The organism is Nocardia sp. CA-151230 (assembly GCF_050942175.1).
Lineage (GTDB): Bacteria > Actinomycetota > Actinomycetes > Mycobacteriales > Mycobacteriaceae > Nocardia.
The window spans coordinates 7,749,514-7,763,526 of the sequence record NZ_CP192061.1; the positions used below are offsets into that span (position 1 = coordinate 7,749,514).

The 14,013-nt window shown below is 69.2% G+C and carries 14 protein-coding genes and 1 pseudogene; 12 read left to right on the forward strand and 3 right to left on the reverse strand.

All coding sequences use genetic code 11. The annotated features are described in order from the left end of the window. Positions 1-22: 22 nt before the first annotated feature. The 3 genes from ACQP1O_RS36395 to ACQP1O_RS36405 all read left to right on the forward strand — a co-directional run bounded on the left by ACQP1O_RS36395 (position 23) and on the right by ACQP1O_RS36405 (position 2,301). Positions 23-943, forward strand: coding sequence for an esterase/lipase family protein (locus ACQP1O_RS36395; RefSeq protein WP_433562868.1), 921 nt, complete (start codon positions 23-25; stop codon positions 941-943). Positions 944-1,064: 121 nt separating this feature from the next. Then, positions 1,065-1,262, forward strand: coding sequence for a hypothetical protein (locus ACQP1O_RS36400; RefSeq protein WP_433562869.1), 198 nt, complete (start codon positions 1,065-1,067; stop codon positions 1,260-1,262). A gap of 115 nt (positions 1,263-1,377) precedes the next feature. Further along, entirely contained in the window at positions 1,378-2,301 is a 924-nt protein-coding gene (locus tag ACQP1O_RS36405; RefSeq protein ID WP_433562870.1) for an SDR family NAD(P)-dependent oxidoreductase, read from the forward strand. A gap of 216 nt (positions 2,302-2,517) precedes the next feature. Here the strand turns inward: ACQP1O_RS36405 and ACQP1O_RS36410 are convergent, their stop codons facing one another. Then, positions 2,518-3,105 (reverse strand): helix-turn-helix domain-containing protein, encoded by a 588-nt coding sequence (locus tag ACQP1O_RS36410; protein WP_433562871.1) that lies wholly within the window; start codon positions 3,103-3,105, stop codon positions 2,518-2,520. 87 nt (positions 3,106-3,192) lie between these two features. On the opposite strand from ACQP1O_RS36410, the gene ACQP1O_RS36415 reads away from it, so the two are divergent. From ACQP1O_RS36415 to ACQP1O_RS36425, 3 genes and pseudogenes are all read left to right on the forward strand, one after another. Beyond that, positions 3,193-3,699, forward strand: coding sequence for a DinB family protein (locus ACQP1O_RS36415; protein WP_433562872.1), 507 nt, complete (start codon positions 3,193-3,195; stop codon positions 3,697-3,699). Positions 3,700-3,722: 23 nt separating this feature from the next. Then, complete coding sequence (locus ACQP1O_RS36420) at positions 3,723-4,745, forward strand: alpha/beta fold hydrolase (RefSeq protein ID WP_433562873.1); 1,023 nt, start codon at positions 3,723-3,725, stop codon at positions 4,743-4,745. 131 nt (positions 4,746-4,876) lie between these two features. After that, positions 4,877-5,214: pseudogene (locus ACQP1O_RS36425) on the forward strand (monooxygenase); the annotation flags it as partial. 30 nt (positions 5,215-5,244) lie between these two features. On the opposite strand, the gene ACQP1O_RS36430 reads toward ACQP1O_RS36425, so the two are convergent. After that, on the reverse strand, positions 5,245-5,907 hold the full coding sequence (locus ACQP1O_RS36430; RefSeq protein ID WP_433562874.1) for a GntR family transcriptional regulator: 663 nt from the start codon (positions 5,905-5,907) through the stop codon (positions 5,245-5,247). A gap of 118 nt (positions 5,908-6,025) precedes the next feature. Further along, on the reverse strand, positions 6,026-7,387 hold the full coding sequence (locus ACQP1O_RS36435; RefSeq protein WP_433562875.1) for an MFS transporter: 1,362 nt from the start codon (positions 7,385-7,387) through the stop codon (positions 6,026-6,028). Between the two features lie 171 nt (positions 7,388-7,558). Here ACQP1O_RS36435 and ACQP1O_RS36440 point away from each other — a divergent pair, with 171 nt between their 5' ends. From ACQP1O_RS36440 to ACQP1O_RS36465, 6 genes are read left to right on the forward strand one after another with little or no spacing between them, the layout of a single operon-like run. After that, positions 7,559-8,470: a dihydrodipicolinate synthase family protein gene (locus ACQP1O_RS36440; protein WP_433562876.1), complete on the forward strand. Its 912-nt coding sequence runs from the start codon at positions 7,559-7,561 to the stop codon at positions 8,468-8,470. Positions 8,471-8,512: 42 nt separating this feature from the next. Further along, positions 8,513-9,976, forward strand: a complete 1,464-nt coding sequence (locus tag ACQP1O_RS36445) for an aldehyde dehydrogenase (NADP(+)) (RefSeq protein WP_433562877.1) — start codon at positions 8,513-8,515, stop codon at positions 9,974-9,976. 26 nt (positions 9,977-10,002) lie between these two features. Continuing rightward, entirely contained in the window at positions 10,003-11,193 is a 1,191-nt protein-coding gene (locus ACQP1O_RS36450; protein ID WP_433562878.1) for an NAD(P)/FAD-dependent oxidoreductase, read from the forward strand. Beyond that, positions 11,190-11,504, forward strand: coding sequence for a (2Fe-2S)-binding protein (locus ACQP1O_RS36455; RefSeq protein WP_433562879.1), 315 nt, complete (start codon positions 11,190-11,192; stop codon positions 11,502-11,504). The genes ACQP1O_RS36450 and ACQP1O_RS36455 overlap by 4 nt, the downstream gene beginning before the upstream one ends. After that, positions 11,501-12,973: an FAD-dependent oxidoreductase gene (locus ACQP1O_RS36460; protein WP_433562880.1), complete on the forward strand. Its 1,473-nt coding sequence runs from the start codon at positions 11,501-11,503 to the stop codon at positions 12,971-12,973. Before ACQP1O_RS36455 ends, ACQP1O_RS36460 begins: the two co-directional genes overlap by 4 nt. Beyond that, positions 12,973-13,974 (forward strand): proline racemase family protein, encoded by a 1,002-nt coding sequence (locus ACQP1O_RS36465; RefSeq protein ID WP_433562881.1) that lies wholly within the window; start codon positions 12,973-12,975, stop codon positions 13,972-13,974. Before ACQP1O_RS36460 ends, ACQP1O_RS36465 begins: the two co-directional genes overlap by 1 nt. Positions 13,975-14,013: the final 39 nt, after the last annotated feature.

Below are 14,013 nucleotides of genomic sequence, written 5' to 3' on the forward strand. Positions count from 1 at the left end.
CACGAATCCCCCGGGAGTACCCATGCGATCGGCCACCCGCTGCCTCACCGCCGCCGTCCTGTTCGCCGCCGCGCTCGCCGTACGCCCGGCCGCGGCCGACGAGCCGGATCCGTCCTACAGCTACTTCGGCGGACTGGCCGCCGAGCTCACCGCGCCCGGGCAGGCCCCGCCCGGCGCGAACGACTGGTCCTGCACACCCACTGCCGCGCACCCGAATCCGGTGGTGCTGCTGCACGGGCTGTCCAATGACACCGTCACCTGGAACACCCTGTCCGCGGTCCTCGTGAACGCCGGTTACTGCGTGTTCACCACGACCTACGGCACCGGCGCGCTCGGCCCGGTCATGGGCGCCATCACGCCGGTCGAGACCAGCGCCCGGCAGATCTCCGACTTCGTCGACCGGGTGCGCGCCGAAACCGGCTCGGACAAGGTCGATCTCGTCGGCCATTCGATGGGCGGCGCGGTGCCGTTCTACGCCCTGAACCACCTCGGCGCCATCCCGAAGATCGACCGCTACGTGGCGCTGGCCGCGCCGCTGCACGGTTCCACGGTCAGCGGCCTCGCGAACCTGCAGCCGCTGCTCGAATCCACCGCGCCCGGAGCGGAACTGGCTGCGCAGTGCGGACCGTGCCAGCTCTCGCCCGGCTCGAAGGTCGCCATCGACCTGAACGCGGACCCGGCCCTCGCACCGGCCATCCGGTTCACCACCGTGGTCTCCCGCTACGACGAGATCGCCACCCCCTGGACCACCGGCCTGCTGGACGGGCCCAATGTCGACGACGTGGTGCTGCAGGACCTCTGCCCGACCGACTACACCGAGCACTACGAGCTGACCGCGGATCCGGTCACGGTGCGCGTGGTCCTCAATGCCCTCGACCCCACGCACGCCTCACCCGTCTCCTGCACGGTCGTCCTGCCTCTCGCAGGACCGCTGGGTCGATAGCAATCCGCCATTCGAGCCGTCTGTTGGCCATACCCGCCCCGACATCCGCACCCACACGAACGAAGGCCAGCGCATGACCGACTGCAAATCCCTCACTCGCACTAGGCAATTCAGGCAAGACGTGACGGTCGAGGGCACGCTCGTCGAGCTGCGGACGGCCCGGGCACGCGCGCACGGCGAGCTCGAGGCCGCACTGGCGGCCGGACTCACCACCGCCGCGATCGTGGACCGGATTCTCGATCTCGACGACCAGATCACAGTCATCGCCGAGGCGATCGGGAGTCTGAAACTGCTTGGGAAGCAGGAGTTCTGCCATTGAACTACATCGGCCGCCTCATCATGGGAACACGACAAATGTGGTGGATCGGTCTGCCGCACCGTGTTCCGCTCGGATTCCGCGGCACCTGGGTCCCGATGAGCAAAGGATCAGCCCGATGAGCACCTCGCGCACAGTTCTGATCACTGGTGGAACCGGCAGTCTGGGCTACCGTGCCGCCGAGGCCATCCTCGCGGCCGACTCGAGCTGGCAGGTGGTCATCACCGGTCGCGGCCCGGACCGAGTACACGAGGCTGCCCGCAGACTGGGCGACCGGGCTGTCGGCGTGCCGTTGGATTTGGCCTCCCTCGACGAGGTTCGCCGCTTCGCCCGCGAATTCGGCGAACACCGGCTGCCACCGCTCCATGCGATCATCTGCAATGCCGGTATGCAGAGCGTTTCCGGCACGGTCCTGACCATCGACGGGATCGAGCAGACCTTCGCGGTCAACCATCTCGCACACTTCCTGCTGGTCCGGGAGCTGCTGTCCAGGCTGCAGACCCCGGGTCGGATCGTTTTCGTCGCGAGCGACACCCACGATCCCACCAAGCCGACCGGCATGCCGGCCCCGTCCTACAGCACAGCCTGGGATCTGGCCCATCCCGACGTCGCCGACGACGCTTCACGCCCCGGCCCGACCGGGCGCCGCCGCTACACCACATCCAAACTGTGCAACGTGCTGACCACCTACGAACTGGCCCGACAGCTCGATCGCAGCACTGTGCCGCCCCAGATCACCGTCAATGCGTTCGACCCCGGCTTGATGCCCGGCACCGGACTCGGCCGCGACTACCACGGAATACAAGGTCTGGCCTGGCGCTATCTGCTCCCGGCCCTCACCGTTGTGCCAGGCATCAATGTCCACACTTCCCGCCGCTCCGGGCAGGCCCTGGCTCGGTTGATCCTCAACCCTGATCTGGCCACCGTCACCGGGAAGTACTTTTCCGGCCACCGTCGGATTCGATCGTCCACCGACTCCTATGACCCGGCCAAGGCCGAGGATCTTTGGGCAACCAGCATCAAACTCACCGAAACACCGTGACCAACCATCGAAGGGGAGGGGGTTCACTCTCCACCTTTCCGTAGGTGGGCAGGCCGGGATCAGCCTTGCCCGCCTTGGTATCTCGTGATTCGCCGATATCGCTTCAACCGAATTCCGGGACTTTTCGTCGGCTCGCGAGCAGGTCTGACCGACCGGACCTGCGCGATCAGAGAACCGAACTCGCTGCGGTGCCGAACATCCGCTACCCGTTGTCGGTCAACGGTTCTCGTGCTGGTCGGGGCGCACATGCGCGCGCATTCCTTGGAGGCCGAACAGGATGAGTAGTTCGACCGTTCCGCCGTCGGCGCTGCCCAGCCAGTGCGGCAACGAGGTGTCGAACTCTGCGGCTTCGCCGGGCGGCAGGGTCAGGTCGCGTTCGCCGAGCACCAGCCGCAGGCGACCGTTGAGCACGTACAGCCATTCGAAGCCGTCGTGCGTCTGTGGTGTCGGTTCGAGCGGTTCCGGCTGAGCGGGGATGACCATTTTGAACGCCTGTATGCCACCCGGTCGCCGGGACAGCGGCACGAAGGTCATCCCGGACCGCCGTATCGGCTTCAAGTGAATTCGCGGATCACCGGTGCGCGGGGCGCCGACGAGGTCGTCCAGGGGAACGTCGTAGGTGCGGGCCAGCGGCAAGAGCAACTCCAGGGTCGCGCGACGCTGCCCGCTCTCCAGCCGGGACAGCGTGCTCTCCGACACCCCGGTCCGCGTCGCGAGGTCGGCGAGGGTGATCCCGCGGGCGCGGCGCAACGCACGCAGTCTCGGTCCCACTGCGTCGAGCACATCGTCGATTTCGCGGTCCACGCGACCATCTTGCCGGAACCGCAAGATTGCGTGCCAGATCCTGGCGGTCGCGGCGAGACTGGGCGCGTCCCGACCGAAGGAGTCTCGATGAACGCCAGCACTGCGACCCGCCGGACACGCCGCTCGGACACCCCGCCGCCTCGGACCGGAAGCGACGAGATCGAGGTCCTGCGCGGATTCCTCGGCTATCTGCGAACCGCGATCGTCGCGAAGGTCGAGGGCGCACCCGAACCGCACGTACGCACGGCCGCGGTGCCGTCGGGCACGAACCTGCTCGGCCTGCTCGCGCATCTGACCTTCGTCGAACGCTCGATATTCCTCGGGGACAACGTCATCGACTGGCAGGCGACGTTCCGGGTCGCGCCCGAGGACCACGTGGCCGACGTCGTCGCCCGCTATCGAACCGCGGTCGAGCGCGCGGACGAAATACTCGACGGCTGCACCGATCTCGGCGCACCGATCCCCCGGCCGCGACGGGGACGCACGGCTCCGAGCATCCGCTGGGCGCTCACACACATGATCGAGGAGACCGGCCGGCACGCGGGTCACGCCGACATCCTCCGCGAACTGATCGACGGCACAACCGGCCGCTGACTTCCACTCCAGGCAAGGAACACATGATCACCACGACCCGGACGCCGACGCACGGCTTCCTCGGATCGGCCCGCGCGGTGGCGGTCGCCGCACTCGCCCTGCTGATCACGATCGGCACGGCGGCCTGCTCGCCGACCACCCCCGCGGTCGCCCCCTACGCTGTCGCCACCCAGGGCGACCCCGCGTTCGAGAGCACCTTCCGGCACGAGTTCGCCGACGTCGATGGCGTCCGCATGCACTACGTGACCGGCGGCAGCGGCTCGCCGGTGGTGCTGATCCACGGTTGGCCGCAGACCTGGTACGGCTGGTGGCCGATCATGCCGGCACTCGCCGAAGGCCACACCGTCTACGCCGTCGACCTCCCCGGATTGGGCGACAGCACCGGCTCACCGACCGGCTACGACAAGGCCACCCTGGCCCGGTATGTGCACGCCCTCATCGCCGATCGGCTCGGAGTGCGGGATGCCCGCGTGGTCGGGCACGACTTCGGCGCCGCGGTGGCCTTCGAGTACGCCGCCCAGTACCCCGCCGACACCGCGCGCCTCGGCTACCTCGACCTACCGCTACCCGGGCCCGCGATCGACGCGCCGACCTACCGCTCGTTGAGCTGGCACATAGCCTTCCACTCCCAGCGCCGAGTCCCCGAAGCGGTCGTCGGCGACCACGTCCGTGAGTACCTGGCCCTGTTCTACCCGCAGGTCTCCTTCGGCGGTACGGCATTCGGCGGCACCTCGGACCGATCGCCCTTCACCGACGCCGAAATCGACGAGTACGCAAGAACATACAGTCGGCCGGAGAAACTGGCAGGCGGCTTCGACCTCTACCGCGCCCTGGACAAAGACGTACGCGACACCATGGCAGCAACACCGACTCCCGTCCCGACCCTCCTCATGACCGCTCAGGGCCAACTCGACGCGATCCGCGCCACCGTCGCACCGCGCATGACCAACATCGTGCGCGCGGTCGACGTGCCACACGCAGGACACTGGCTCGTCGAGGAGAACCCCCAGTTCGTCGCGGAGGAACTACAGCACTTCCTCTCCTGACGACCTCACCCCGAACTCCTCTCCCCCTTCGGCATATATCGCTTGCGGCAAGATCCGGGGGTGCCGCACAATAGGCGATCGATGCCAGGACCTGCGGAAATGCGGAGTCGGCGGCGACCGCGTGGGCGAGAATCGGGCGCTATCTGATCGAGAAGATCACCGCGATCGACATCCGCTACGACTTCGGCGAGGGCCCCGATCTACTCGGCCGCCGGCTGCGCGATATCGACCTGAAACAGGGCCGCCTCTACGACCGACTACATCGGGGCCGCGGCCTGGTACTCGACCGCACCGAACGCCTGACCGTCGAAGGCTGGTCGGACCGAGTCGACCTCATCGCGGATCCCACTGCGGCACTGGATATTCCGGCCCTCCTGCTCCGCCCCGACGGCCATGTCGCCTGGATCGGCAGCACCAGCAGGACCTGAACGACCACCTCACCCGCTGGTTCGGCAAGCCCGCCAACTGATTTCAACCGAGAAACCGGAAGCCCGGCCGGCTAGTCCTGGGGCTTCGCCCAGCGGCCGCGGGCCTGCCGGATGTGGTCGCGCAGGAAGTGTTCGACGGCGTCCTGATCGCGGGATTCGAGTAGGTCGACGATGGTGAGATGCTCGCGGGCGACGTCGACCAGTTCGCCTTTCTCGGCCAGGGAGGCGAGGCCGAACAGGCGGGTGTGGTCGCGCAGGTCGGAAACCAGGGTGTTGAGGCGCGGGTTGTCGGCGTAGCCGAGCAGGGTCAGATGGAAGATCTGGTCGGCCGCCGTGTATTCCACCAGGTCTCCGCTTTCGGCACCTTCGACGATCTTCTCGGCGAGGGCACGCAGGTGCGGTATATCCGATTCCGGAATCAGCGGGGTGACCTCGCGGACCACCGGCGGTTCCAGCAGCAGCCGGATGCGGGTGATGTCGTCGAGGTCCTTCTCGGCCACCTCGGTGACCCGGAATCCCTTGTTGGGCACAATCGAGATGAGGTTCTCTCGGGCCAGATCCTGCATGGCCTCGCGGACCGGGGTGGCCGACACTCCGAACCGCGCGCCCAGCGTGGGTGCGGAATACACCACGCCGGGCTCCATTTCACCGGCGATGATGGCCGCGCGCAGTGCCCGCGAGACCTTCTCGCGCAGGCTGACCTTCTCCACCTGGGTGAACTGGTCGATACTCACGTGGTCGGCTCCCCTGCCCGTGATCGATGGATTCGATCGGTTCACGACATTCTATGCCATGTCACGTTGTATAGCCGTCGCCCCCGCGACACCCGGCCCGTGGTCGGCGCAGGCGTCCTCATCGCGCAGCCTCCGCATCGACCGACCTCAGCGACTTGCCGACGGTCTCCTTGGCCAGCCCGACCGCCAGCACCGAGATCGCGGCGGCCACAATCAGATACAGCGAGATCGGCACCGAGCTGTGGAAGCGGTCGAACAGGCTGATGGCGATCAGCGGGGCCAGCGATCCGGCCAGAATCGGCGCGACCTGATAGCAGAACGACAGGGCCGTATATCGCACATGCGTCGGGAACATCTCGGTCATGAGCGCGGAATACGGTGCGTAGGTGAGGGATTCGACGGCCAGACCGAGGGTGATGGCCACGACGATGACGGCGTAGTTCCCGGTGTCCATCATCGGGAAGGCCAGGAAACCCCAGCCGGCGGTGAGCACGGCCCCGGTGAGATAGACCGGCCGCCGCCCGATCACATCCGACAGCAGGCCCGCCGCCGGAATCATGAAGAAGTGCAACAGGTGCGCCACCAGCATGAGCGCCAGGATCGGTGCGGTGTCCACGTGCACGGCGAGTTTGAGATAGGTGATCGAGAACGTCACCACCAGGTAGTAGAGGATGTTCTCGGCGAAGCGCGCGCCGATGCCGATCAGCACCTGCCGCCAGTGATGGCGCAGTACTTCGACGATGCCGAGCGCGTGGCGTCGGTCGGCGTCCAACCGCTGCTGCGCCTCGCGGAAGATCGGTGCGTCGTCGACGCTCGAGCGCACCCAGTAGCCGATCAGCACCACGACGGCCGACAGCCAGAAGCCGATCCGCCAGCCCCACGAAAGAAACTGCGCGTCGGACAGATTCGCCGACAGCACCAGCATCACCACGGTCGCCAGGACATTGCCCAGCGGCACGCCCGACTGCGGCCAGCTCGCCCAGAACCCACGCCGATGGTCGGGGCTGTGCTCGCTGACCAATAGCACCGCTCCGCCCCATTCGCCGCCGAACGCGAAGCCCTGGATCAGGCGCAGCCCCACCAGCAGCACCGGGGCCCAGTAGCCGATGGCGGCGAAGGTGGGCAGGCAGCCCATCAGGAACGTGGTGATGCCCACCACGACCAGGCTCAGCTGCAGCAACGCCTTGCGTCCGACGCGATCCCCGAAGTGCCCGAACAGGATTCCGCCGAAAGGCCGGGCCAGGAAGCCGACGGCGTAGAGCGCGAAGGCGGCGATGATCCCGTCGACCGCATTGCCGCTGGAACGGAAGAACACCTGCCCGAAGACCAGCGCGGATGCGGTGCCGTAGAGGAAGAATTCGTACCACTCGGCGACCGCGCCGACCATGGCGGCGGCCACGATCCGGTGTAGTCCGGTCGGCGGGGCAGTCAAGCCCGGATCGGATTGCCGTGCTGTCGCGGAGTCGTCAACTGCGGTCATGCGCCACCCTCATCTGTGATGTGTGACATTGCACCATAGGGTGGTGATCCGGATCACGCAAGTGGTTGACCGGACATGACTCCATCGCTTACGGTCAGTGCAATGTCACACGTCACATGGTGACTGGCGGCCGGGGCGCTCTCCCCGGACTCTCACCCGATGGAGGCTCACATGTCCGAAACCACCACGTCGCCGGCGAACAAGCCCTGGCACGGGGTGATCGTCGCGACCACCCTGCCGTTCACCGAGGATCTCTCGGTCGACTACGACGCCTACGCCGAGCACGTACGGTGGCTGGCGGCCAACGGCTGCCACGGCGTGAGCCCCAACGGCTCGCTCGGGGAGTACCAGACCCTCGACGACACCGAACGCGCCCGGGTGGTCACCACCGCCATCGAGGCCGCGCCGCAAGGCTTCACGGTCATGCCCGGCATCGCCGCCTACGGCGCGCTGCAAGCGCGTAAATGGGCCGAGCAGGCCGCCGAGGCCGGCGCCCAGTGCGTCATGCTGTTGCCGCCCAATATCTATCGGGGCAATCGCGAGGTCGTCCTCGATCACTATCGGACGGTGGCCGCGGTCGGTCTGCCCATCGTGGCATACAACAATCCGATCGATACCCGCATCGACCTCACCCCGGACCTGCTGGCCGAACTGCACGCCGAGGGGCTGATCGTCGGCGTCAAGGAGTTCACCGGCGATGTCCGTCGCTTCTACGAAATCAAGGAGCTGGCACCGGAACTCGACGTGCTGATCGGTTCCGACGACGTGGTGCTGGAACTGGGCATCGCCGGCGCGGTCGGCTGGGTGGCCGGCTACCCCAACGCCATTCCGCAGGTGACCGTGGAGCTGTACAACGCGGCGGTCAACCGCGACCTGGACAAGGCGCTGCCTCTGTACCGGGAACTGCATCCGCTGCTGCGCTGGGACTCCAAGACCGAATTCGTGCACGCCATCAAGCTGTCGATGGACCTGGCCGGGCGACCCGGCGGCGCGTGCCGGCCGCCGCGGATTCCGCTCGCCCCCGGGCTGACCGCCCGGATCACCGCCGACACCAAGGCGGTGCTGGCCAAGGGTTACCGGTAATCCACAGGCCAACAGGCGAATACGGGAAACGAGGACAACACGATGATCGACACGACAGCCGGATCGATCGCCGATACCACGGCGGCCGAGGTCGACGCCGCGGTCGCCGCCGCGGCCGCGGCCGCCCCCGCGTGGGCGGCGCTGGGTGCGGCCGGTCGCGCTCGGGCGCTGACCGACCTCGCCGACCGGCTCGACGCCCGCGCCGCGGAGCTGATCGCCATGGCGCGGAACGAAACCCGGTTGACCGAGGCGCGGCTGACCGGCGAGTTGCGGCGCACCACGTTTCAGCTGCGCCTGTTCGCCGAGACCGTGCGCGACGGCGGCTACCTCGACGTGCGCATCGACACCGCCGACGCCGAGTGGCCGATGGGTGCGCCACGCCCGGATCTGCGCCGGATGAACATGCCGCTCGGCCCGGTCGTCAATTTCGCGGCGAGCAATTTCCCCTTCGCCTTCTCCGTCGCCGGTGGCGATACGGCCGCCGCGCTGGCCGCCGGGTGCCCGGTCATCGTCAAGGCCAGCCCGGGCCATCCATTGCTGTCACGGGCGGTCGGCGCGATAGTCACCGAGGCGCTGGCCGAAAACCAGGCTCCGAGCGGAACTTTCGGCCTGGTGTTCGGTGTCGATGCGGGCGTGCGGGTGCTGACCCATACCGCCATCACCGCGGCCGCGTTCACCGGCTCCACCCGGGGCGGGCGCGCGCTGTTCGACATCGCCGCCGCCCGACCGGTGCCGATTCCTTTCTACGGTGAATTGGGCTCCGTCAACCCGGTTTTCGTCACCTCCGCGGCCGCGGAATCACGGGCCGTGGAGATCGCCGCCGGACTTCTGGGCACGCTGTCGGCCAGTGCCGGGCAGCTGTGCACCAAGCCGGGGATCATCGCGGTCCCGGACGGGTCACCGCTGCTCGCCGAACTGGCCCGGTCGGCACCCGAGCCGACCGGTGACATGCTCAATGCCGCGATCGAGGCCGGATTCGTCGGGGCCGTCGAACAATTGCGCGCGCACCCGCGGGTGCGGATCCTGAGCGGCGGCGCGGCGGGGCGCACGCTGCTGCTGACCACTACCGCCCAGGACGTGCTCGCCGATCCGCAAGCGCTGACGCACGAGATGTTCGGCCCCGCAGCACTGGTGGTGACCTATCGGGAGACCGCCGAACTTCTCGGGCTGGCCCGCGCGGTGAGCGGGCAGCTGACGGTCTCGGTCTTCGGCGACCAAGCCGACGACACCGCTCGTGCCCTGCTCACCGAGGCGGCGGGCGCGGCGGGCCGAGTGTTGTGGAACAGCTGGCCGACCGGCCTGTCGGTGACCTACGCGCAGCAGCACGGCGGACCCTATCCGGCGACCACCGCGCCCGCGTCGACTTCGGTGGGCACCGCCTCGATCGCCCGCTTCCTGCGTCCGGTGGTGTTCCAGTCGGTGCCAGCCGAGCTGCTACCGCCGGAACTGCGCGACGACAATCCGCTGGGTGTGCCTCGATCGGTGAACGGGGCACGAGCTCAATGACATACGACATAGCCGGCACATCGTCCATGAGGGGGACCGATGTGCTGATCGTCGGCGGCGGAGTGATCGGCTGCGCGCTCGCCGACCGGCTCGCCGTGGCGGGCCTGTCGGTGCGGATCTGTGAGGCGGGCGGGATAGCGTCCGGGACCACGGCACACGGCGAGGGCAACGTGCTGGTCTCGGACAAGGGCCCCGGTCCGGAGCTGGAGCTGGCGCGACTGTCGCGGCGGCTGTGGCCCGAGACGCTCGCGCGCATCGCCGAACGGCTGCCCCGAGCGGTCGCGGCCGTCGAGTGGGAACCCAAGGGCGGCATCGTCGTAGCGACCACCGACGCGGGTGCGTCCGCGCTCGCCGCCTTCGCCGACAGCCAGCGCGCGGTCGGTGTGCACTGCGCCGATCTCGACGCGAGCGCACTCGCGGCGGCCGAGCCGGCGCTCACCACCGAGGTGAGCGGCGCGGTCCTCTACCCCGACGACGCGCAGGTCCAGCCGGTCGGCGCGGCCTCGGCACTGCTCGCCGCCGCGGCCGCGGGCGGGGCGGTCGTCGAAACCCGGTGCACTGTCACCGATTCGATCGTCAGCGGCGATCGGCTGCTGGGCGTGCGGACCACGCGCGGCGACCGGTTCGCCGATGTGGTGATCAATGCCGCCGGGCCGTGGTCGGGTGCGGTGGCGGCGGTGCTGGGCGCGCCGATCGCGGTCAAACCGCGCCGCGGCGATGTGCTGATCACCGCTCCGCTGCCGCCGACCGTCTTCCACAAGGTCTACGACGCGGATTACGTCGGCGCGGTGGGCAGTTCGGATACCGCGCTGCAATCCTCGGCCGTGGTGGAGTCCACCCGGGGTGGCCCGCTGCTGCTCGGATCCTCGCGGCGGCAGGCCGGATTCGACGACCGGATCCGCCCCGACAGCCTCGCCGCCATCGCACGCAAGGCACTGCGCCTGTTCCCGATGCTGGCGGACGTCGCGATCATGCGCGCCTACGGCGGTTTCCGCCCCTACGTCGACGACCACCTCCCGGTGATCGGCCCGGATCCGCGCCTGCCCGGACTGTGGCACGCGACCGGCCATGAGGGCGCGGGCATCGGGCTCGCGCTCGGCACCGCGCAGCTGGTCGCCTCCGCCCTCACCGGCAGACCCGACGAGGTCGATATTGCGGCCTTCACCGTCGACCGACCGGCGGTCATCACCTCGAGCACGGAGCACGTCTCACCATGAGCCCCAACCTGATTCCCCCGGACCGCGACCGCCTCGGCCGCGCGGACCGGCCGCTGACCATCCGCGCCGACGGCGTCGAGGTGGCGGGTGTGCACGGTCAGACCCTGGCCACGGTGCTGCTCGCCGCCGGGCGCACACACTGGCGCACCGCGCGCAACGGCGGTGGCCGCGGCGTGTTCTGCGGTATCGGCGTCTGCTTCGACTGCGTGGCGACCGTCAACGGCGTGCCGGACGTGCGCCTGTGTCGCCGTCCGGCGCGCGACGGCGACACCGTCACCAGTCAGAGCCGAGCGGGCGGAAGCGAGCGATGAACCGGCATGTGGTGGTCATCGGCGGTGGTCCGGCAGGCACGGCGGCCGCCGAAGCGGCGCTGCGCCACGGCGCGACGGTGACGCTGATCGACTCCAACGAGGCGCTCGGCGGTCAGTACAACCGCCGCATATCGGCGGCCTACGGAGTCCGCCGGCCGCTGGCCATCGGGCACGGGTACGCGGCGGCCGAGCGCCGGGCCCGGCTCCTGGCCGAGCATCCGCGTTGCGAATATCTGGCCCGCGCGGCGGTGTACCACCTCGAACGCCACCCCGAAGGCGGTTGTCCCACAGTGCGATTGCTCATCGGCCTCGAGGGTGATCACCGTACGCATCGGGCAGTGCGCGGGGACGCGCTGATCATCGCGACCGGAGCCTACGACCGCGTGTGCCCGTTCCCCGGCTGGGATCTGCCCGGCGTCTACACCGGCGGGGCCGCGCAGACCCTCGCGAAAACCCAGCGACTGCTCATCGGGCGATCCGTGCTGGTGTCGGGCACCGGGCCGTTCCTGCTCCCCGTCGCCCACTCGCTGGCCGATGGCGGCGCGCGGGTCCGGGCGGTGCTCGAAGCCAATCCGGCCCGGGCGATCCTGCGACACTGGGCCGCCCGGCCGTGGGAGCTGCGGCACAGTGTCGGCAAGGCGGCCGAACTGATCGAGTACGCGGGTTCCGGTCTGCGCCATCGGATTCCGGTGCGCACCTCGACCGCGGTGGTCGCTGTCGCGGGTGACGGCCGGGTCGAAGAGGCGACCGTGGCCCGGCTCGACGAACACTGGGCACCGGTACCGGGCAGCCATACCACCGTCGCGGTGGACGCGGTCGCGGTCTCGCACGGCTTCACCCCGCAGCACGAACTCGCGGTGGCCGCGGGCGCGCGCCTGACGGCCGACGGATTCGTCAGCGTCGACCGGGATCAGCGGACGAGCGCCGACATGGTCTGGGCGGCAGGTGAACTCACCGGAATCGGTGGGGCGCAGGTCGCGGCGGTCGAGGGCGCCGTCGCCGGGATCGCGGCCGCCGGTGGCGATCCGAGCGCCGAGCGCGGCCTGCGCGCCCGCCACGGCACCGCCCGGCGGTTCATCGCCCGGCTCGCCGCCGCGCACCCGATCGGCACCGAGGCGGTGGCCTGGTCCCGCCCCGAAACCGTGATCTGCCGGTGCGAGAACGCCACCCGGGACGAGCTGACCACGGCCTGGGCGGGCACCGCGGGCGAGAGCTACCGTGCCGCGAAACTCGCCACCCGCGCCGGACTCGGGCCGTGCCAGGGCCGCATCTGCGGGACCGCCGTCGCCGCCCTGCGCGCCGCACAGTCCGCCGGGACCGACGATGCGGCCCCCGGCAGCCAATGCCGCTACAGCACAGCGGATCTCGCTCCTACCGGCCTGGCCGCCGCCACTCCCGCCTGGCGTCCGCTGGCCGCCGTCGTTCGCTTGCGCGAACTCGCCGAACTCGACACCGAAGGGCAATCCTGATGCACAGCAGCAGAATCATCTCCGCCATCGACACCCACACCGAGGGCATGCCCACCCGGGTGGTCACCGGCGGGGTCGGCCCGATTCCGGGTGACACCATGGCCGATCGGCGCGACTACTTCCTCGAGAATCTGGACGGCCTGCGGAAATTCCTGGTCAACGAGCCGCGCGGGCACGCGTCGATGAGCGGGGCCATCCTGCAACCGGCCACCACCGCCGACGGGCACTACGGGGTGCTGTTCATCGAGGTGAGCGGGCTGCTGCCGATGTGCGGGCACGGGACCATCGGCGTGGCGACCGCGCTGGTGGAGGCGGGCATGGTGCCGGTGACCGCACCGGTCACCGAGATCCGCCTGGACACCCCCGCCGGACGCGTCGTAGCGACCGTGAATATCACTGCGGGCCACGCCGATTCGGTGGCGCTGCGCAATGTCCCGGCCTACTGCGACAGCCTCGACAACCAGGTGGAGGTGCCCGGGATCGGCACCGTCCGCTACGACATGGCCTACGGTGGAAACTTCTACGCCATCGTCGATCTCGGCAAGCTCGGGATACCGTTCGACCGCGCCCAACAGGATCGGATCCTCGACGCCGGCCTGCGAATAATGGCTGCCGTCAACGAATTCCGGCGTCCGGTGCATCTGGAGGACGAGCGGATCGGCGGATGCAAGCACGTCCTGTTCCTGGATCCGGCCTCCCAGCCCGCACACACGCGCAACGCCATGGCCATTCACCCGGGCTGGTTCGACCGCTCCCCCTGCGGCACCGGCACCTCCGCGCTGCTGGCCCGCCAGCACGCCCGCGGTCTGCTCTCCGACGGACAAGTGCTGCGCAATGACTCGTTCATCGGCACCACCTTCCACGCCCGCGCGGTCGAGCCCGTCAACGTCGCCGGACATCCCGCCGTGGTGCCGGAGATCACCGGTCGCGCGTGGCTGACCGGCACAGCCAGTTACCTGCTCGACCCGGCCGATCCGTTCCCCGAGGGCTTCGTCTTCTGAAGCTCGCGACTCCCCCGCCGTCCACCACCCCTAGTTGAA

What these genes read in the sequence shown, in the direction of transcription:
- ACQP1O_RS36395 (WP_433562868.1), top strand. Translation starts at nt 23, where the DNA reads ATGCGATCGGCCACCCGCTGCCTCACCGCCGCCGTCCTGTTCGCCGCC.
- ACQP1O_RS36405 (WP_433562870.1), top strand. Translation starts at nt 1,378, where the DNA reads ATGAGCACCTCGCGCACAGTTCTGATCACTGGTGGAACCGGCAGTCTG.
- ACQP1O_RS36415 (WP_433562872.1), top strand. Translation starts at nt 3,193, where the DNA reads ATGAACGCCAGCACTGCGACCCGCCGGACACGCCGCTCGGACACCCCG.
- ACQP1O_RS36420 (WP_433562873.1), top strand. Translation starts at nt 3,723, where the DNA reads ATGATCACCACGACCCGGACGCCGACGCACGGCTTCCTCGGATCGGCC.
- ACQP1O_RS36435 (WP_433562875.1), bottom strand. Translation starts at nt 7,387, where the DNA reads ATGACCGCAGTTGACGACTCCGCGACAGCACGGCAATCCGATCCGGGC.
- ACQP1O_RS36440 (WP_433562876.1), top strand. Translation starts at nt 7,559, where the DNA reads ATGTCCGAAACCACCACGTCGCCGGCGAACAAGCCCTGGCACGGGGTG.
- ACQP1O_RS36445 (WP_433562877.1), top strand. Translation starts at nt 8,513, where the DNA reads ATGATCGACACGACAGCCGGATCGATCGCCGATACCACGGCGGCCGAG.
- ACQP1O_RS36450 (WP_433562878.1), top strand. Translation starts at nt 10,003, where the DNA reads ATGAGGGGGACCGATGTGCTGATCGTCGGCGGCGGAGTGATCGGCTGC.
- ACQP1O_RS36455 (WP_433562879.1), top strand. Translation starts at nt 11,190, where the DNA reads ATGAGCCCCAACCTGATTCCCCCGGACCGCGACCGCCTCGGCCGCGCG.
- ACQP1O_RS36460 (WP_433562880.1), top strand. Translation starts at nt 11,501, where the DNA reads ATGAACCGGCATGTGGTGGTCATCGGCGGTGGTCCGGCAGGCACGGCG.
- ACQP1O_RS36465 (WP_433562881.1), top strand. Translation starts at nt 12,973, where the DNA reads ATGCACAGCAGCAGAATCATCTCCGCCATCGACACCCACACCGAGGGC.